This is a genomic window from Nocardia sp. NPDC003693 (assembly GCF_053981095.1).
Map to the genome: position 1 here is coordinate 76284 of NZ_JBSFNO010000031.1, position 18347 is coordinate 94630.

General features: G+C 68.7%; 19 protein-coding genes. 14 read left to right on the forward strand and 5 right to left on the reverse strand.

What is annotated here, in order from left to right:
• Positions 1-66: 66 nt before the first annotated feature.
• Entirely contained in the window at positions 67-939 is an 873-nt protein-coding gene (gene pssA / locus ACWDOP_RS28510) for a CDP-diacylglycerol--serine O-phosphatidyltransferase (protein ID WP_454204590.1), read from the reverse strand.
• Positions 939-1655 carry a phosphatidylserine decarboxylase gene (locus ACWDOP_RS28515; RefSeq protein WP_454204616.1) on the reverse strand — a complete coding sequence of 239 codons (717 nt, stop codon included), beginning with the start codon at positions 1653-1655 and terminating at the stop codon, positions 939-941. The genes pssA and ACWDOP_RS28515 overlap by 1 nt, the downstream gene beginning before the upstream one ends.
• 280 nt (positions 1656-1935) lie before the next feature.
• On the opposite strand from ACWDOP_RS28515, the gene ACWDOP_RS28520 reads away from it, so the two are divergent.
• Positions 1936-2964 (forward strand): beta-ketoacyl-ACP synthase III, encoded by a 1029-nt coding sequence (locus ACWDOP_RS28520; protein ID WP_456347496.1) that lies wholly within the window; start codon positions 1936-1938, stop codon positions 2962-2964.
• A gap of 19 nt (positions 2965-2983) precedes the next feature.
• Here the strand turns inward: ACWDOP_RS28520 and ACWDOP_RS28525 are convergent, their stop codons facing one another.
• Both ACWDOP_RS28525 and ACWDOP_RS28530 read right to left on the reverse strand, forming a co-directional pair.
• Positions 2984-3679, reverse strand: a complete 696-nt coding sequence (locus ACWDOP_RS28525) for an SIMPL domain-containing protein (protein WP_456347497.1) — start codon at positions 3677-3679, stop codon at positions 2984-2986.
• Between the two features lie 67 nt (positions 3680-3746).
• A complete protein-coding gene (locus ACWDOP_RS28530) occupies positions 3747-4196 on the reverse strand; it encodes an SRPBCC family protein (protein ID WP_454204593.1) in 450 nt (149 codons plus the stop codon).
• Positions 4197-4438: 242 nt separating this feature from the next.
• Between ACWDOP_RS28530 and ACWDOP_RS28535 the strand changes: the two genes are divergently transcribed.
• The 13 genes from ACWDOP_RS28535 to ACWDOP_RS28595 all read left to right on the forward strand — a co-directional run bounded on the left by ACWDOP_RS28535 (position 4439) and on the right by ACWDOP_RS28595 (position 17538).
• The gene (locus ACWDOP_RS28535; RefSeq protein ID WP_456347498.1) at positions 4439-4627 is read left to right on the forward strand and encodes a hypothetical protein; all 189 of its coding nucleotides are present in this window, start codon (positions 4439-4441) and stop codon (positions 4625-4627) included.
• A 55-nt stretch (positions 4628-4682) separates the two neighbouring features.
• Positions 4683-6356, forward strand: a complete 1674-nt coding sequence (locus tag ACWDOP_RS28540; RefSeq protein ID WP_456347499.1) for an FAD-dependent oxidoreductase — start codon at positions 4683-4685, stop codon at positions 6354-6356.
• Between the two features lie 7 nt (positions 6357-6363).
• Complete coding sequence (locus tag ACWDOP_RS28545) at positions 6364-7830, forward strand: ATP-binding protein (RefSeq protein ID WP_456347500.1); 1467 nt, start codon at positions 6364-6366, stop codon at positions 7828-7830.
• Positions 7830-8192 (forward strand): UBP-type zinc finger domain-containing protein, encoded by a 363-nt coding sequence (locus ACWDOP_RS28550; RefSeq protein ID WP_456347501.1) that lies wholly within the window; start codon positions 7830-7832, stop codon positions 8190-8192. The genes ACWDOP_RS28545 and ACWDOP_RS28550 overlap by 1 nt, the downstream gene beginning before the upstream one ends.
• A gap of 176 nt (positions 8193-8368) precedes the next feature.
• Entirely contained in the window at positions 8369-8803 is a 435-nt protein-coding gene (locus tag ACWDOP_RS28555; RefSeq protein ID WP_456347502.1) for a hypothetical protein, read from the forward strand.
• Positions 8804-9172: 369 nt separating this feature from the next.
• On the forward strand, positions 9173-10063 hold the full coding sequence (locus ACWDOP_RS28560) for an RNA polymerase sigma-70 factor (RefSeq protein ID WP_456347503.1): 891 nt from the start codon (positions 9173-9175) through the stop codon (positions 10061-10063).
• A gap of 116 nt (positions 10064-10179) precedes the next feature.
• On the forward strand, positions 10180-11265 hold the full coding sequence (locus tag ACWDOP_RS28565) for an NAD(P)/FAD-dependent oxidoreductase (RefSeq protein ID WP_456347504.1): 1086 nt from the start codon (positions 10180-10182) through the stop codon (positions 11263-11265).
• A gap of 79 nt (positions 11266-11344) precedes the next feature.
• Positions 11345-12082, forward strand: a complete 738-nt coding sequence (locus ACWDOP_RS28570) for a Clp protease N-terminal domain-containing protein (protein WP_454204601.1) — start codon at positions 11345-11347, stop codon at positions 12080-12082.
• A 55-nt stretch (positions 12083-12137) separates the two neighbouring features.
• A complete protein-coding gene (locus ACWDOP_RS28575) occupies positions 12138-12437 on the forward strand; it encodes a hypothetical protein (protein WP_454204602.1) in 300 nt (99 codons plus the stop codon).
• A gap of 267 nt (positions 12438-12704) precedes the next feature.
• Positions 12705-14327, forward strand: coding sequence for a chaperonin GroEL (gene groL, locus ACWDOP_RS28580; RefSeq protein ID WP_454204603.1), 1623 nt, complete (start codon positions 12705-12707; stop codon positions 14325-14327).
• 97 nt (positions 14328-14424) lie between these two features.
• A complete protein-coding gene (locus ACWDOP_RS28585; protein WP_456347505.1) occupies positions 14425-15897 on the forward strand; it encodes a DUF6301 family protein in 1473 nt (490 codons plus the stop codon).
• Positions 15898-16039: 142 nt separating this feature from the next.
• Positions 16040-16468, forward strand: a complete 429-nt coding sequence (locus ACWDOP_RS28590; protein WP_454204605.1) for a DUF4189 domain-containing protein — start codon at positions 16040-16042, stop codon at positions 16466-16468.
• Positions 16469-16644: 176 nt separating this feature from the next.
• On the forward strand, positions 16645-17538 hold the full coding sequence (locus tag ACWDOP_RS28595; protein WP_456347506.1) for a hypothetical protein: 894 nt from the start codon (positions 16645-16647) through the stop codon (positions 17536-17538).
• 68 nt (positions 17539-17606) lie between these two features.
• Here the strand turns inward: ACWDOP_RS28595 and ACWDOP_RS28600 are convergent, their stop codons facing one another.
• A complete protein-coding gene (locus ACWDOP_RS28600; protein WP_456347507.1) occupies positions 17607-17888 on the reverse strand; it encodes a hypothetical protein in 282 nt (93 codons plus the stop codon).
• Positions 17889-18347: the final 459 nt, after the last annotated feature.

Consider the following 18347-nt stretch of genomic DNA (forward strand, 5'->3'; position numbering starts at 1 on the left):
GCCGAACGCCCACGGTCCGCGACCCTCGCGGGCCGGAAACCGTGGGCGGTCGAGCCGGTTTTCGGGTCAGAGCCGGGCGCTTGGACGCCGGAGGCGCAGACGTGCGGAGGACATGCTCGCGATCGGGCGGCGGCGCTGCGCGCGGCGCTGGGCCCGGCGCTCGGCCGGCTTGTGATCCCAGGTCTCCGGACGCGCGGCCACCCAGCGGGCCGAACGGATGGCGAACGGAATGTGCCCGAGGTACAGCACGACCAGCGCCATCATCAGGATCAGCGGGTAGGTCACCAGCAGCGCGGCGGCCACGGCCACCAGCACCAGCAGCAGCGGCGCGGTGCGCGGCGCGACCGACACCGACTTGATGGCCAGCGTCGGCAGCGTGCTCACGCACAGCAGACCGGTCAGGATGACCCAGATCGCGACCACCGGGAAGCTGTCCCACCAGCCGTCGCCGAACTGCACGGACAGCGCGATCGGCAGCAGCGCGATGAGCGCGCCCGCGGGAGCGGGCACGCCGACGAAATACTCACGCTGCCAATCGGGCCGGGAGTCGTCGTCCATGAGGGTGTTGAACCGGGCCAGGCGCAGCACCATGCAGACCGCGAACATCAGCGCCACGATCCAGCCGACGCTGTCGGCCTCGAGGAACGCCACGTACAGCACCAGCGCCGGCGCGACGCCGAACGCGATGGCGTCGGACAGCGAATCCAGTTCCGCGCCCATCTTGGTGGTCGCGTCGAGCATGCGGGCGATGCGGCCGTCGAGCATGTCGAAGATCGCGGCCGCGCCGATCAGCGCCAGCGCGAACGCGAGGTTGTTCTCCATGGCGAACTTCACCGCGGACAGCCCCGAGCAGAGCCCCAGGATGGTGACCATGCTCGGCAGCAGGCGCACGGTGCGATTGCGGCGGCGCTCCAACGGTGCGGGCGCGAGTTGTTCCATCACGAAACCAGTTCGGCCAGCACCGTTTCCGCGCCGATGGTCCGCTGACCGGGCACCACCAGCAGCTTCGTGCCGGCCGGGAAATAGGTGTCGACGCGGGAACCGAACCGGATGAGACCGTAGGTGTCACCGATGGTGAGCTTGTCGCCGATCTTCGGCTCGCAGATGATGCGCCGCGCGAGCAGGCCCGCGATCTGGATGACGGCCAGGCGCTGACCGCCCTCGGTCACCAGCACCAGGCTGTTGCGCTCGTTGGCGTCACTCGCCTCGGGCAGGTCCGCCGAGAGGAACTGGCCCTTCTTGTAGACGATGTTCTCCACGCTGCCCGCGATCGGCGCGCGCTGCACGTGCACGTCGAGTACGGACAGGAAGATGCTCACCCGGGGCAGCGGCTGATCGCCGAGGTTCAGTTCCGCGGGGGGAACGGCGGTGTCGACGAGCGCGACCTCGCCGTCGGCGGGCGCGACCACGACACCGGGCCGGTTCGGCGGGACGCGATGCGGATGCCGGAAGAACGTGGCGGTCGCGGCGGCGGCGAACAGACCCGTGCGGCGAACCCACTTACGCCGGAAACCCAGCACGGCTACCGCCAGCGGCGCCGCCACGAACGGCAGGCCGGCCGGGTGCAGCGGCGGGATGGCATGGCGTACCAGATCGGCGACGTGGCCGAGTCCGGTGGTTTCGGGAGTGCCGGGCGGGGTGGGACGGCGGGCCACAAGCTCCTCTTTCATGCGCGGGAAGGTGCGGAAAGCACCGCGCTCACACACTACGTGAAGGTGGCCCAGCGCTCGTGGTCTCCGTGGGAGACAGCGGGGTGACCGGGGCAGCAAGTACTCCGAATTGTGATCGAACCCACACGCGTGAGAGGCTTTCCTGATTAATATGAGGGAGCCTCATGTCTGCGGTTTCACTTACGCGCCGGCTGTGTACGGCGTTCCGCACGGGTGGGGGCCCGATGAAGGTCATGATCGACCCGCAGTACATAGGAGAAGCACCATGGCTGCTCGAATTGCCTCGATCAGCGGGGTAGAGCACACCGCGATACTCGGCCTCGGCGTCTACCGTCCGGCTCGGGTGGTGACCAACGACGAGGTCGCCGGACCGATCGACTCCAGCGACGAATGGATCCGCACGCGCTCCGGCATCCGCACCCGCCGCTTCGCGTCCGACGACGAGACGATCATCAGCATGAGCAGCGCGGCCGCCCGCGATGCCATCGAAGCCGCCGAGATAGCGCCCGGGGAGATCGACGCCGTCATCGTCGCCACCTCCACCTGGCTGCTGCTCACCCCGGCCGCCGCACCGCAGATCGCCACCGAACTCGGACTCGAGGCGGCCGCGGCCTTCGACATCTCCGCGGGCTGCGCCGGCTTCTGCCACGCGCTGGCGGTGGCCTCGGACCTGGTCAAGGGCGGCACGGCGCGCAACGTGCTGGTCATCGGCGTCGAACGGCTGACCGACGCCGTCAACCCGGCCGATCGCAGCACCGCGTTCCTGTTCGCCGACGGCGCGGGCGCGGTCGTGGTCGGCGCCTCCGACGAACCGGGCATCGGCCCGACCGTCTGGGGTTCGGACGGCACCCAGCACCACGCCATCCGCCAGACCAAGGACTGGATGGAATTCTTCCGCGAGATCGACGAGCAGGGCCTCGACGCCGTGCGCCCGTATCTCGCCATGGAGGGCACGGCCGTGTTCCGCTGGGCCGCACACTCTTTGGAGAAGGTGTGCCGCGACGCCATCGAGCGCGCGGGCCTGACGCCCGACGATCTCGACGCGATGGTCCCGCACCAGGCCAACGGCCGGATCATCGAGATCATGGCCCGGGTCCTGAAACTGCCCGAGCACTGCGCGCTGGCCAACGACATCGAGGAGACCGGCAACACCTCGGCCGCCTCGGTCCCGCTGGCCATGGAAGCGCTGCTGCGCAACGGCGACGCCAAACCCGGCGGCACCGCCCTGCTCATCGCCTTCGGCGCGGGCCTGTCCTACGCGGCACAGGTCGTGACGATGCCGAACTGGAAGTAGCGCTTGCCTTTTCGCGGGCTCAGCCGAGGTCCCAGACGACGGTGACGGTGAACGTCACCGTCTCCTGGCCCGGTTCCAGACTGAATCCCGAGGCCGACGGCGCGGCGTCGCGCATGACGGGGAAGTCACCGCCGGAGCTGCCCTCGTTGATGGTCCGGACGTCCTTCAGCTTCGCCCCGGCCAGGTCGGCGTACTGCTCCGCGCGCGATTTGGCGTCGTCGAAGGCGCGCGCCCGGGCGTCCGCGAGCAGCTTGGTGTTGTCCTCCAGGCCGAAGGCCACCGAGCTGATGCGGGTGTCGTTGCCGCCGGCCTTGACCGCCGCGTCCAGGATCGCCGAGGCCTTGGGCAGGTCCCGCACCGCGATGTGCACGTTGTTGGTGGCCTTGTAGCCGGTGATCGTCCGGCCCTCGGGGCCGTAGGTGGGCTGCACCGACAGCTCGCTGGTCTGGATGTCCTCTTTCTTCGCCCCGGCGGCGACCATGGCCGCGCTCATGGCGGCGGCTTTGTCGTTCACCCCGTCCACGGCGCTGGAGACGTCGGCCGCGGTCACCTCGGCCCCGAGGTCGGCGTTGAGCACGTCGGGTACGCCCTGCACCTTGCCGTTCCCGACCACGGTGACCGTGCGATCACCGTCGGAACCCGAACTGCCGCAGCCGGTCAACACCAGCGCGAGACCGGTGGCCGCGCCGCAGATACCAAGAAGTCGTCGTCGCATACCGGCGAACCTAGGGCACCCGAGCCCGGCCGGACCGGAAAACACACGCGGCCGGGCGCGGTGGCGACTACTTCTCGACCGTCTTCTTGATCTTGCCGAGGGTTTCGTTCATGCCCGAGACCAGCGCCGCCTCGAACGGGGCCTCGCCACCCAGCGAGGTGTCGATGACCTTGCGGATGATCCAGGTGACGCCGTTCGGCACGTCGCGGCGCTGGGTCACGCGGGTGCCCTCCGCGGTGGGTTCGAGGGTGAAGCTCCAGACCGTGCGGTTCTCGTTCATCCGGAAGGCGAGCGCCCGGTTCGGCTCGAAACGCACGATGCGCGAGGTGGTCGGCCACACCTTCGCGCCGTCCTTGTTCAGGTTGACGGTCCAGGTGCCGGTCTTGACCTTGCCCAGCGGCTGCATCCGAATGCACTGCGGGCTGAACTCGGGCATCCGCTTGAGATCCGAGATGACGCTCCACACCTGCTCGGGCGCTGCCGCGATATCGATGGTGGCTTCCAACTTGTTCGGCAACGCTGCCTCCGAGAGTGTGACGATCAGTACCGCTCATCCTAGTTCGGGCGCTACGGGCCGCAGCAATCGAACGGTATCGAACATGATCGTCGATTCGAACAGCGATCCGAACACTGAAGATCAAGTGCATTACATTCCGGTGCCGCCGATCTGCGAAATGTAATGGCCGGAGCACAATGTCGGATAGACCTGGATACAGACCACAGCCACCTGCTTCCGATGGAAACGTGAGGTGATCGGCCGTGAAACTGCGCTCGCTCCTGCATCGCAAGAACAAAACGGTGCCGATCCTCCCCGCCGAAACCCGCGCAGGCGCACCGCAGCGCCCGAGCCGCCTGGGCCGTTCGAAGGCCAACGGGGAACTGGAAGAGCAGTTCGAACGACTACTCACCCCGAGCGAGCTCGATCTTGTTCAACACCATCGCATCTGAGCCGGCGGTGGGCGTCGCGACCTGCCAATTTGCCACCTCGCCGCATAATCGTTAGGTGACCTCACCAGCTGCCGCCAAACCGGCCATCCTCAGCGTGGACGACGATCCGGGCGTCTCCCGGGCCGTGGTTCGCGATCTGCGCCGCCGCTACGGCGCCGACTACCGCATCCTGCGCGCGGAATCCGGCGCCGATGCCCTCGAGGTACTGCGGGAACTGAAACTGCGCGGCCAGCCGGTCGCGGTATTGATCGCCGACTACCGGATGCCGAACATGAACGGCGTCGAATTCCTCGAGCAGGCCATGGACCTGCACCCCTACGCCCGGCGCGTGCTGCTGACCGCCTACGCCGACACCGACGCCGCCATCGAGGCCATCAACGTGGTCGACCTCGACCACTACCTGCTCAAGCCGTGGGACCCGCCGGAGGAGAAGCTCTACCCGGTCATCGACGCCCTGCTCGAGGCGTGGCGCGGGGACGAACACCGGCCGGTCACCGAGACCAAGGTCGTCGGCCACCGCTGGTCCGCCCGCTGCTCGCAGGTGCGGGAGTTCCTGGCCCGCAACCAATTGCCGTACCGCTGGTACCAGGTCGACGAGCCCGAGGGCGCGCGCCTGCTGGCCGCCGCGGACGCCACCGAGGATCAGTGCCCGCTCATCATCAACTCCGACGGCAAGGTCCTGGCCATGCCGACCGATTCGGAACTGGCCGCCGCGGTCGGCCTCAACGTCGCGCCCGCGGGTGACTTCTACGACCTCATCGTGGTCGGCGGCGGCCCGGCCGGACTGGGCGCGGCCCTGTACGGCGCCTCCGAGGGCCTGCGCACGGTGCTGGTCGAACGCACCGCCACCGGCGGCCAGGCCGGACAGAGCTCGCGCATCGAGAACTACCTCGGCTTCCCGGACGGCGTCTCCGGCGCACAACTCGCCGACCGTGCCAGGCGGCAGGCGGTGAAATTCGGGGCCGAACTCATCACCGCGCGCGAAGTGGTGTCCCTCGAGGCGTGCGGATCCGCCCGCGTGGTCAAGTTCGCCGACGGCGGCAGCATCGCCGCGCACAGCGTGCTCATCGCCACCGGCGTGAACTACCGGCACCACCCGGCCCCCGGCGTCGACGAATTCACCGGTCGCGGTGTGTATTACGGCTCGGCCATGACCGCGGCCTCGGACTGCGCGGACAAGGACGTCTACATCGTCGGCGGCGCCAACTCGGCGGGCCAGGCGGCGGTGTACCTGTCGCGGCACGCGCGCACGGTGCACATTCTGGTGCGCGCGGAGTCGCTGGTGGATTCGATGTCGCACTACCTGATCCAGCAGATCGAGCAGATACCCAACATCAAACTGCGCGCGCGGACCGAGGTGGTCTCCGCGCACGGCGACGATCACCTCGAGCACCTGGTGGTGCGCGACAACGCCTCCGGGGCCGAGGAGAAGGTGGACGCGGAACGGCTGTTCCTGTTCATCGGCGCGGCCCCCGAGACCGACTGGCTCGACGGCGTGGTCTTCCGCGACGACAAGGGCTACGTGCTCGCCGGCCCGGACCTCATGGTCGACGGCGCGCGCCCGGCGGGCTGGGAACTGCCGCGCCCGCCGCATCACCTGGAGTCCAGCGTGCCCGGCGTCTTCGTCGCGGGCGACGTCCGCTCGGAATCGGCCAAGCGGGTGGCCTCGGCCGTGGGCGAGGGCGCGATGGCCGTCATGCTGGTCCACCGCTACCTGGCGAAACAGTAGGAGTGCCGTGGGAACGAATCTGATCTGCGATCCGAACGAACTACGCGACCTGTTCCTGTTCGAGAAGCTGAACGACGAACAACTGGCGTGGTTGTGCCGGGACGGCCGCGTCGAGCGCTACGAACCGGGACTGGTCTTCCGCGAGGGCGATCCGGGCACCTGTTTCTACGTGCTCATGGACGGCGAGGTCCGCCTGACCAAGATGTCGGGTGGTGAGGAGATCGAACTCGTCCGCACCGATCACCACGGCGTCTACGCCGGCGCGTGGACCGCGTACATGGGCGACAAGATCGATCAGCACTACTCCGGCTCGTTCTACGTCACCCGGCCCTCGAAGTTCTTCGTGCTCGACGCCGGGATCTTCTCCGCCATGATGCAGGAGTGGTTCCCGATGGCGGTGCACCTGCTCGAAGGCGTGTTCTTCGGCAACCGCAACGCCAATGAGCGCATCGGGCAACGGGAACGGCTGCTCGCGCTGGGCTCGCTGTCCGCGGGCCTGACCCACGAGCTGAACAACCCGGCCGCCGCCGCGGTCCGCGCCACCTCCTCGCTGCGCGAACGCGTGGCCGGGATGCGGCACAAGCTGAAGATGATGGCGCACGGCAAGTTCGACTCGGCCACCCTGGAAAACCTGGTGCAGCTGCAGGAGGAGGCGGCCGCCCAGGTCGCCAAGGCCCCGATTCTGACGCCGCTGGAAGCCGCCGACCGCGAGGACGAACTCGGCGACTGGCTGGAGAACCACGGCATCAGCTTCGGCTGGGACATCGCGGCCAACTTCGTGCAGGCGGGCTTCGACGTCGACTGGCTGGAGAAGGTCAAGGGCACCCTGTCCGCCTGTGAGGGACCGGTTTTCGAGGGCGCGATCCGCTGGCTCAACTACACCGTCGAGACCGAACTGCTCATGAACGAGATCGCCGACTCCACCACGCGCATCTCCACGCTGGTGAACGCGGCCAAGCAGTACTCGCAGATGGACCGCGCGCCGTTCCAGGTCGTCGACATCCACGAACTGCTCGACAGCACCCTGGTCATGCTGGGCCGCAAGATCGGCGACGACATCGAGGTGGTCAAGGAATACGACCTCGGGCTGCCGCCGGTGCCCTGCTACGCGGCCGAACTCAATCAGGTGTGGACCAACCTGATCGACAACGCCATCGGGGCCATGGCGGGCCGCGGCACGCTGACCGTGCGCACCTACCGCGACGGCGACTGCGTCGCGGTGGAGATCGGCGACACCGGGCCCGGTGTGCCGGAGGAGATCCGGACCCGCATCTTCGAACCGTTCTTCACCACCAAACCGGTCGGCGAGGGCACGGGCCTGGGCCTGGACATCTCGTTCCGGATCGTGGTCAACAAGCATCACGGTGACATCCGGGTGCAGTCCGTGCCGGGTGACACCCGCTTCATCGTGCGGCTGCCGCTGGACGCCGCCGAGGACATGACACCGCAACTCGCCGAAACAGGAGGTCAGTGATGTCGGAACAGCCGGAACGGATCGAGGGCATCGACACGACGGTTCCGCCCAGCGGGCCGGGCTGCGTGGAATGCGAAGCGGCGCAGGGCTGGTGGCTGCATCTGCGTCGTTGCGCGCAGTGCGGGCATGTGGGCTGCTGCGACAGTTCGCCGTCGCAGCACGCCTCCAAGCACTTCCAGGAGGCGGGCCACCCGTTCGCGCAGAGTTACGAGCCGGGCGAGAGCTGGTTCTACAACTACGACAGCGGTGACATGTACGGCAACGGCCCGGACCTGGTCGCGCCGCACCACCATCCGCTGGAGCAGAGCGTGCCGGGTCCGCGCGAGCGCGTGCCCGCGGATTGGCGGGGTCAGCTGAACTGATCCCGCGGGCCGGGCGCACCGATATCCGGTGCGCTCCGGCCACTCTCGATCGCGATCGCCGGGAATTTGCGGGCTCCGAACTGCCACTGCGCGAAACCGCCGGGTCCGGGTACGCTGCTGCGAGCGCCGGGCGGGTCCGGCGCGCAGACACTCCCGGAGAGTTCGGAAAGCAGGGTATGAAGCGGATCTTTGTGGGTGCCCTCGCGGCGGGCGCGCTGGTACTGGGCCTATCGGCCTGCGGTTCGGACACTTCCACGGGTGCGGCGAGCACGTCGGAGAGCGCCTCGGTCACCGCCGCCGCGGCCCAGGTCACGGCCACCCCGGTCACCACCCCGGCCGCGCCGCCGGTGGAGCCGCCGACCGCCGCCCCGGTCACCACCGTGATCAAGAAGGACAGCGCGCCCAACGGCGCCCAGACAACCTGTGGCGAATTCCGTGAGCTCGACGGCGACACCGAGATCAAAGTCATTCAGCAGGTGCTGGCGGCCAATCCCGGCTCGAAGTTCGAGGGCAGCCCCAATGTCGCGCTCAGCACCGCCAAGCTCGTGTGCGGAGAGGCGAATTCGGCCGGCACGGTGATGGCTGACGCGATCGGCGCGACCGCTCGATAATCCGGTGTCGCGCGTCGGACAACTCCGCAGGACCCGGCGCGGCGATACCCCTGCTCGGCGGAGAGTCGGCACCGGAGGGCGATGGACCGGTCGTGCCGACGCGGGAAGCGATGCCGGCACATCGCACATGCCCGGCCCCGCCGACCGGCGTCGCGTGTCCGCCGAGCGCACCGCACGTGCGCTGTTCGGCCGGCGCGACGATCCAACGGCACGGCGAGACAGCCGAATCCGCCGGAGTCATTGGTCGCCCGTTGGTGCGTGGTTGGCGGCGCGGGCGACCGTGGGCACGTGTGGATGGTCACGGTGGTCCGGGCCCGGCGCAGGCGTATCGTCCCCGAACGACCGCGTAGCGCGAGGAGGGGCGGGCAGATGGATGCCGAGGGGCTGGCCGAGTTCGAACGACATCGGCCGCGCCTGTTCGCGCTGGGCTATCGCATGCTCGGGTCGGCGAGCGAGGCGGAGGACGCGGTGCAGGAGACCTACCTGCGCTGGGACGCGAGTCAGCGCGCCGACATCCGTTCCGCCGAAGCGTGGTTGACCACGATCCTGGTCAATCTGTGCCGTACCTGGCTGGATTCGGCCCGGGCGCGCCGCGAGACGTACGTGGGCCCGTGGCTGCCCGAACCCGTCGCGACCCCCAACGGCCAACTCGGCCCGCTGGAGTCGGCCGAACAGCGGGAGCTGGTCTCGCTGGCGATGCTGACCCTGATGGAACGCCTGACCCCCGCCGAACGCGCGGTGTTCGTCCTGCGCGAGGCGTTCGGCTACGCCCACCGCGAGATCGCCGACATGCTCGAGCTGACCGAGGCCAACTCGCAGCAGCTGTTCCGCCGCGCCACCCAGCACGTCCGGCAGGATCGCCCGCGCTTCGATCCCGCGCCCGAACAGGCCCGCGCGCTGTTCGAGAAGTTCCTGGTCGCCGCGCAGGCCGGGGACGTCGACGCCCTGGGCGCGCTGTTCGCCGCCGACATCACCTCGGTCGCCGACGGCGGCGACAAGGTCAATGCCGCCCGCCGCACGGTCGTCGGCCCCGATCGCGTCGCCCGCTACCTCGTCGGCCTGTTCCGGTTCTCGGTTCCGGGCCTGCGCGTGGACATCGAGAACGTCAACGGCGCACCGGCACTGGTCGCCCGCGCGCCCGGTGTCGTGCTGCTGGTGCTGTCCGCCGAGTTCACCGCCGAGCGGTTCGGGTCGCTGCGCCTGGTCGTGAATCCGGACAAGCTGGCGTACTTCTCCCGTTCGGACCACCCCACGGTCTGACGGTCCGAACGGGGCCGGCAGATCATCACGGGCGTGACGCAGCACACGTCCCGGACTGTCAGGGATCGGTGGGCTGTCCCGTCTGAGTGGTATCGGACCAGCGAAAGGGGTCGGCCATGACCGGGGAACATCGAATCGTCGTCTTGGGTGCGGGATACGCGGGGCTCGCGGCGGCGCGGGAGGCGGCGCGGGCGAAGGGCGTGCGGGTCACGGTGATCGACGCGCGCGCCGAGCTCGTGGAGCGGGTGCGGCTGCACCAGGTGGTGGCGGGGCAGCAGGTGCCGCGCTGGGACCTGCGGGAACTGCTGGAGCGCAAGGGAATCGAGTTCGTGCGGGCGCGCGTGACCCGCGTCGACCCGGTGGCGCGGCGGGTGGAGCTCGAGGGGGCCGCGGCGGTGCCGTACGACTCGCTCGTCTACGCGCTGGGCAGCCGGGCCGACGCCGGCGGCGTGCCCGGACTCGCGGAGCACGCCCACACGGTGGCGACGCCCGAGGATGTGGCCCGGGTGCCGGAGCTCGCGGGCCGGGTGGCCGTGGTCGGCGCCGGGTCCACCGGTATCGAGGTCGCCACCGAGCTGGCCGAATCGCGGCCGGAGCTCGAGGTGCTGCTGATCAGCGCCGACGAGCCCGGGGCCTGGCTCTCGGCCAAGGCGCGCAAGCACATTCGGGCGGTGCTGGACCGGCTCGGCGTGCGCGTCCACGCCGGGGCCAAGGTCGCGGCGGTGACCGCGGCGGGCCTCGAGCTGGTCGACGGCGCGCACGTGCCCGCCGACACCGTGCTGTGGACCGCCGGTTTCACCGTGCCCGACGTGGCCGCGCGGTCCGGTCTGGGCGTGGACGCGCGCGGCCGGGTCCTGGTCGGCGACGATCTGCGCACCGCCGCGCACCCGGAGGTCTACGCGGTCGGCGATGCCGCGGTCGTCGCCGGTCCCGGCGACCGCGAACTGCGCATGGCCTGCGCGACCGCGCTGCCCGCGGGCAAGTACGCCGCGGCCGCGATCATCGCGCGCCTGCGCGGAAAGGAGCCGGCCGCCCGGAAGTTCCGCTTCTACTTCCAGTGCCTGAGTCTGGGTCGCCGCGACGCGGTCATCCAGTTCCTCGATCCCGACGACACCCCGACGGCCCGCGCGATCACCGGCCGCCCGGCCGTGTGGTTCAAGGAGAGCATCGTGCGCGGCGCGGGCTGGGCGGCCAGGCCCTGACGGGTCGGGCCGGGAAAAATTGGGATCGATCGTCAACTACCGGTTGACCATCAAGTGATGGTCAACCTAGAGTTGACGTATGACGAATCCTTTCCGCCTCGACGATCTGATCGCCGGCATCAAGAAGGCCCGCCCCGACAACGCCCTGGACCAGCTCTCCGACGCCGTGGTCGTCGCGAATCACCTCGGTGAGCTCGCCGACCACCTGATCGGCCATTTCGTCGATCAGGCCCGGCGTTCCGGGGCCTCCTGGACCGACATCGGCGGCAGCATGGGCGTCACGAAACAGGCCGCCCAGAAACGCTTCGTGCCCAAGGGCCCGGGCGACGCCGCCGAAGCCGCCGCCCTCGATCCCAACGCGGGCTTCGCGCGCTTCACCCCGCGCGCCCGGCACGTGGTGGTGGCCGCGCAGGAGGAGGCGCGCGACGCGAGCAACGCCGAGATCACCCCCGAGCACCTCATCCTGGGCCTGCTGAAGGAACCGGAATCGCTTGCGGTGCAGATCATCATCGCCAAGGGCATCAGCGTCGACGCGGTGCGCCGCGTCGCCACCGCCGCGCTGCCCGCCGCCGCGGACAAGATCGCCGCCTTGATTCCCTTCGACTCTCAGTCCAAGAAGACCCTCGAGCTGACCTTCCGCGAGGCACTTCGGCTGGGTCACAACTACATCGGCACCGAGCATCTGCTGCTGGCGCTGCTCGATGTCGAGGACGGGACGGGCGTGCTGTCCGGGCTCGGCCTGGACAAGGAATCGGTGTCCGCGGATCTCGAGGCGCTGCTCTCGTCCATCACGGGGGACGCGCCGGAAGTGAAATAGCAGTTGCTGGGGCAGCCTCACGTGACTCCTGGGGCGCGCCCGATAGGATATCCGTATGGCGGACGACGAGGGTTCCGACCTGGTTGCGGGGGAAACGCGCGCGGATCTGCTGCGCGCGCTCTCCTATGTCTCGACCGAGGACACGCCGGACGGCGGCTACATCGTGAACGGTGACCTGCCACCCGACGTCGCACCGGCCTTCATTCGCGCGATCATGCGAATCGAGGCCGAACTCCTGCTCAACGATGCCGAACTCGTCGACATCGAGCAGGGGGAACCGCGGACGCCGGAGGAACGTCGCACGGACGCCCTGATAGCGCTGTTGCTGCGGGTCGACGACCGCTTGGTCAGGTAGAGACGGGTCCGCGCCCCGCGGGGCCGGGCCGCCGGGTGTGTTCGGGGGTTCGGGGGTCGCTCCCGTATATCCCGGCTAGGTTGGAGGCGCGGCCCGGGGCCGCACGCCCCGACCTTGCACTCCCTGGGGGAGAGTGCTAAAAATGGTCTTGGCACTCCCGACCTGTGAGTGCTAGGTCGGGACGGTGAGGCCCCTTGTGGTCGTCCGTCGCGGGCACCGAGCCTGGCCAGATCGTGTCAATCCCCTGATCTGGAGGATCTCAACGCAATGGCCAAGACAATTGCGTACGACGAAGAGGCTCGCCGCGGTCTCGAGCGGGGTCTGAACGCCCTGGCCGACGCTGTCAAGGTGACGCTGGGCCCCAAGGGCCGCAACGTCGTGCTGGAGAAGAAGTGGGGCGCCCCCACCATCACCAACGATGGTGTCTCCATCGCCAAGGAAATCGAGCTCGAGGATCCGTACGAGAAGATCGGCGCGGAGCTCGTCAAGGAAGTTGCCAAGAAGACGGATGACGTCGCCGGCGACGGAACCACCACCGCCACCGTGCTCGCCCAGGCGCTGGTCCGCGAAGGTCTGCGCAACGTCGCGGCCGGCGCCAACCCGCTGGGCCTGAAGCGCGGCATCGAGAAGGCCGTCGCGGCCATCACCGCGCGCCTGCTGGAGACCGCCAAGGAGGTCGAGACCAAGGAGCAGATCGCTGCTACCGCGGGCATCTCGGCCGGCGACTCGTCCATCGGTGATCTGATCGCCGAGGCCATGGACAAGGTCGGCAAGGAAGGCGTCATCACCGTCGAGGAGAGCAACACCTTCGGTCTCCAGCTGGAGCTGACCGAGGGCATGCGCTTCGACAAGGGCTACATCTCGGGTTACTTCGTCACCGACCCGGAGCGTCAGGAAGCGACCCTCGAGGATCCGTACATCCTGCTCGTCGGCTCGAAGATCTCGACCGTCAAGGACCTGCTGCCGCTGCTGGAGAAGGTCATCCAGGCCGGCAAGCCGCTGCTGATCATCGCCGAGGACGTCGAGGGCGAAGCCCTGTCGACCCTGGTGGTCAACAAGATCCGTGGCACCTTCAAGTCCATCGCCGTCAAGGCGCCGGGCTTCGGTGACCGTCGCAAGGCCATGCTCGCCGATATCGCCATCCTCACCGGTGGCGAGGTCATCAGCGAAGAGGTCGGCCTGTCCCTGGACACCGCCGGTCTGGAGCTGCTGGGCACCGCCCGCAAGGTCGTCATCACCAAGGACGAGACCACCATCGTCGAGGGCGCCGGCGACCCGGAGGCCATCAAGGGCCGCGTCGCGCAGATCCGCGCCGAGATCGAGAACTCGGACTCGGACTACGACCGTGAGAAGCTGCAGGAGCGCCTGGCCAAGCTGGCCGGCGGCGTCGCGGTCATCAAGGCCGGTGCCGCCACCGAGGTCGAGCTCAAGGAGCGCAAGCACCGCATCGAAGATGCCGTGCGCAACGCCAAGGCCGCCGTCGAAGAGGGCATCGTCGCCGGTGGTGGCGTCGCTCTCGTGCAGGCCGCCCCGGCCCTGGACGAGCTGACCCTGTCGGGCGACGAGGCCACCGGTGCGAACATCGTTCGCGTCGCGCTGTCCGCGCCGCTGAAGCAGATCGCGTTCAACGCCGGCCTCGAGCCGGGCGTCGTCGCCGAGAAGGTCTCGAACCTTCCCGCCGGCCACGGCCTGAACGCCGATTCGGGCGAGTACGTCGACCTGCTGGCCGCCGGCGTTGCCGACCCGGTCAAGGTCACCCGCTCCGCCCTGCAGAACGCCGCCTCGATCGCGGCGCTGTTCCTCACCACCGAGGCCGTCGTCGCCGACAAGCCGGAGAAGGCCGCCCCCGCGGGCGACCCGACCGGCGGCATGGGCGGCATGGACTTCTAGTCCACGCCTCCGGCAACGGAATCGCATGACCCGGGCCCGGTCACCGCATGGTGACCGGGCCCGGTGTCTTGTCGGGGGTCGTCGCTAATCTCGCGACGTGAGTGAAGTTCTACGAGTAGATTTCGAGCGCGCCGCCGAAATCGTCACGGCGGTAACGCAATTCGAATGGACCTGGTCGCTGAGTGAGGTGCCCGGGCTCGTATCCCACCTGGGCTGGACCGAGTCCCGGCCGATCGCGGGCGGCGAAACCACCCTGCTGACAACCGGACTCGACATCCGGCGGCCGATGGCCCATGTCATGCCGGCGTCCGACGCCGTATACGCCCTCTTTCTCCAGATCTCCGATTCGTGCGATGACGCGGACATGCTGGCCGCGGCGTCTGCCGACACCCGTGAGCGCTGTGTGCGGCGCTGGGGAGAGCCGTCCGAGGAGTTCGGCCGCGAGCGCTGGTCCCTGCCGGGCCTGGAGTTGTGCCTGGCGAGTGGCTCGACCTCGCTCTCCCTGTCGCTCGAGAATCCGACGCTCAACCGGCAGATCCGGGAGCAGCGCGCCGCCGCCGAGCAGCCCGACGCCGTGCGCGCCCGAGCCGAGCGCCGGGCCGCTCTCGTCGATCGAGGCCCGCTGCTGCGAGCGATCCCGGTGTTCACGGGCGCCCGGTTGGAAACGTGGTCCCGGGCCGAGGTCGACGTGATGTTCGAAGCGATCGGGTGGCCCCTGCGCCGGGACGACGAGTCCAACGTCGAGGCCGAACTGGAGACCGCTGACTCGCGCTCGATCCTGTACGGATCGAAGACCCCGTCCTATGTCGACAGCGCGCGCTTCGAGTTCGGTGAGTTCGACTCGGTGTGGACCTCACACTATTTCGCACCGGACAGTCTCGACGCCGCGTACTCGGCCGCGCTGGTGGAGTGCGTGCGAGTGCTGGGTCCTCCGCCGGTGGTCGGCGGGCCGGACGCGACCGCGATTTGGCGGCGTCCGGACACCACCTTCACGCTGTCACGCAGCAGTCGCTACTCGGCGGTCCATCTGTCGATCGCACCCAGTGAGCCGACCGAGAACCTCGGCTATTGGGAATGGAAATGGAGCGACGACTGGCGCGCTCCGGACCGGTGGCAGCTCTTCACCGATTTCGAGAACACCGAGCTGATGAACGGTGTTCTGGGACCGAACAATTGGTGGGGTCCCGAACCCCATGCGACCGATTGGCCCGAACTGGAGAGCCGGATCACCGAGTTGTTCACCTCGCTGGCCGCCGACCTGCCACTGCTGCGCCCCTACGTGTCGGACCTGGTGTGGGTACTGGACAGGGCGGACGCGAAGCCGTTCGTCCAGGGTTACTTCTCCGTCGAGCACGGGGTCTGCTACTTCGAGGCCCAGGATGGTGCGGGTACGACGCTCCACACGCTGACGGTGCCGATCGGCGGCGAAGGTGGCCGGGAGCTGGCGGCCGCGACCGTGGCGGCGCTGCGTGAGACGCTGCCGGGTCTGCCGGAGGAATTGCGGTACCGGGCGTGGTGCTCGGGCGAGCAGCGGCTGCACAGCATCCGATTCGGTCTGCCGCAGAGTTGATCTCGCGTTCGTGTCGGTGGGCTGTGGTCTGCTGTTCGCGGCGCCAGGTAATCGATTGGACAAATCGGGCACCGAATAGCCAAGATCTGCAACTGGTTTCAGTTCGAAGCCAATTCGATGGGGAGTTTTCACGATGTTCGCAATGGGCAAGGTTGCCCTGGGTTTTGCCGCTGTCGCGTTGACGGCGGGTGTGGTGACGGGTGCGGGGACCGCGAGCGCGGAGCCGGGGCCGGACGGGCGCTACTACGGGTCGATCGCGCTGGCGCAGTGGGAGGACGGCACCGAGAGCTGGGGCACCGCCTACAACTACCCCAACTGGCAGGAGTCGGATTGGGACGCGGTGAGCGAGTGCGGCTACGCGCTGTGCACGGTCGAGGTGCGGTTCGTCGACGGCTGCGGCGCGATCGCCAAGGAGTCCGGCTCCAACCCCACGTACTACCGGGGCACCGGCGCGACCCGCTTCGAGGCCGAGCGCGCGGCCCTGCAGGCGGCCTACCGGCCCTCGTCGCTGAGCGCGTCGGGCGGGCCGGGCATCCTGGTCGTCTCGCAGTGCACCGACAACGTGGGCTGAGACAGCCCGGACTCTCGCGGCCGGTGGCACACCGACCAGCGAGTTCACGTCTTCGAAAGCCGGTTCACCCTGTGGTGGACCGGCTTTCGGCGTGGTGGCGGGCCGCACGCGCGGGTACGCTCCGGCCCGGACGCCGAGCCAGGGGAGTTGGCTCGCACAGCGGAGGGGAAGACCTCATGACCTATCCACCCCAGGGCCCCGGCCCGGGCAATTCCGGTCCGTACGGGCAGGTGCCGCCGGGCCACGGCGGCCGGCCACAGCAGCCGTACCCGCCGCAATCTCCACCGCCGCAGGGCTTTTCGCCGCAGGGCCCGGGTGGCCCGCAGTGGCAGGCGCCGCAGGGCGGGCAGCCCCCGCAGCAGCAGTGGGCCCCGCAGCAGCAACCGCAGTGGGGACAGCAGCAACAGCCGAACCCGCCGGGCCCGCCCGGCGGGAAGTCCCCGGCGGTGCTGATCGGCGTCGCCGCCGTCGCGGTCCTCGCGATTCTGATCGGCGTGGTCGTCGTGGTCACCGGTGGGGAGGACGACTCCGACACCACCGCGAAGCCGGACACCACCAGCGCGGCGCCCGCGGCCACCACCGAGTCCTCGAAATCGCCCAAGTCGACGACGAAGTCGAGCACGACCACCAGCACCAAGGCCGCCGCGGCGGTGCCGCCAGACGTGCAGCCGATTCTCGACGCGATGCCGGCGGCGTTGCGCTCGGCGGTGGCACCGAACTTCAACCGCACGACCACACCCGGCTACACCGACGACGATTCCTTCACCGTCGGAGCGGATTTCAACATTCTCAAGACGGATTCGCTGATCGCGGGCCTCACCGATTCCGCGTCCAAGGATCGCGCGGTGCTCGCGCACATCAGCACCGATCCGTCGAAGTTGCCCGCGCTGTGGCGTAAGCAGTTCCCCGATCGGCTCACCGAGCAGGGCAACAAGCTGATCCGGTTCAACGAGAAGAGCGTGAGCGGCGCCCTCGAGTACTTCAACACCGATACGAACCTGTTCATCGCGGTCACCGGGTTCAAGGACAAGGCGTCGGCGCTGACCTTCATCGAGCGCGCGGGTCTGTAGTCCCGCCTACCGGCGTACAGCGGAACCCTCGGTCTTCGGGCCGGGGGTTTCGTCGTTCCGGCGCCGGCTCAGCGGTTGGGATGTCGCTCGGAGAGTAGGCACGCGGCGTCGATGGGGCGGATGCCGAGCGTCGCGGCCGCCGCGGCGACGCTCGCCTGTAGTTCGGCGTCATCGGTGTGGACCGGGTCGTAGAGCAGTTCGACCAACTCGATCGCGGCCAGCGCCTGGTCGCGGGAGAACACCCGCCCGGGCAACCAACTCACCCGCCAGCTCGAATCGGCCGAGTCGGACAGTCGCTCCGCGAACTCGCCGACAATGCCACTCGTGATCGACGAATCGCAGACGTACACCTTCCTAGGGTGCGCTCCGCACGTGCATCAGTAAGACCATTCGCGAGGATTGCACGATTCGCACGAACACATTTCGAACCTCGCAGCCGCGGGGTTGTGCGAAGCGCACGCTGTTTTCGCGCGACACGCGCCTCTGACCAGCCGATTTGACTTCATTCGTAGCGACACGTAACTTTATCCAAGTCAGAGCGACACGGACACCGACCCGGAGCCCCAAGGGCCTGGGAAACGAGGTTGTACGAGGAGCGCCTGATGATCACATTAGTTCCACTGACCAGCGGATTTGGTTCTGCTGCGAGGTAAGAGCTAAGCTTTGGAAGCAGCCACGGAGACCGACCGGGACAAAGAGCCCGCGAAGTTCCGTGTGCGTGTGTTCTTTGAGAACTCAATAGTGTGTCGATGAATGTCAGTGCCAATAATTTATTGGTTCCGGCCTTCCACACCCCCGTGTGGGTGGGT

Excerpts from the sequence above, each read along its gene's own strand:
- pssA (WP_454204590.1), bottom strand. The coding sequence starts at position 939 with ATGGAACAACTCGCGCCCGCACCGTTGGAGCGCCGCCGCAATCGCACC.
- ACWDOP_RS28525 (WP_456347497.1), bottom strand. The coding sequence starts at position 3,679 with ATGCGACGACGACTTCTTGGTATCTGCGGCGCGGCCACCGGTCTCGCG.
- ACWDOP_RS28590 (WP_454204605.1), top strand. The coding sequence starts at position 16,040 with ATGGGCAAGGTTGCCCTGGGTTTTGCCGCTGTCGCGTTGACGGCGGGT.
- ACWDOP_RS28555 (WP_456347502.1), top strand. The coding sequence starts at position 8,369 with ATGAAGCGGATCTTTGTGGGTGCCCTCGCGGCGGGCGCGCTGGTACTG.
- ACWDOP_RS28595 (WP_456347506.1), top strand. The coding sequence starts at position 16,645 with ATGACCTATCCACCCCAGGGCCCCGGCCCGGGCAATTCCGGTCCGTAC.
- ACWDOP_RS28565 (WP_456347504.1), top strand. The coding sequence starts at position 10,180 with ATGACCGGGGAACATCGAATCGTCGTCTTGGGTGCGGGATACGCGGGG.
- groL (WP_454204603.1), top strand. The coding sequence starts at position 12,705 with ATGGCCAAGACAATTGCGTACGACGAAGAGGCTCGCCGCGGTCTCGAG.
- ACWDOP_RS28550 (WP_456347501.1), top strand. The coding sequence starts at position 7,830 with ATGTCGGAACAGCCGGAACGGATCGAGGGCATCGACACGACGGTTCCG.
- ACWDOP_RS28520 (WP_456347496.1), top strand. The coding sequence starts at position 1,936 with ATGGCTGCTCGAATTGCCTCGATCAGCGGGGTAGAGCACACCGCGATA.
- ACWDOP_RS28570 (WP_454204601.1), top strand. The coding sequence starts at position 11,345 with ATGACGAATCCTTTCCGCCTCGACGATCTGATCGCCGGCATCAAGAAG.
- ACWDOP_RS28575 (WP_454204602.1), top strand. The coding sequence starts at position 12,138 with ATGGCGGACGACGAGGGTTCCGACCTGGTTGCGGGGGAAACGCGCGCG.
- ACWDOP_RS28560 (WP_456347503.1), top strand. The coding sequence starts at position 9,173 with ATGGATGCCGAGGGGCTGGCCGAGTTCGAACGACATCGGCCGCGCCTG.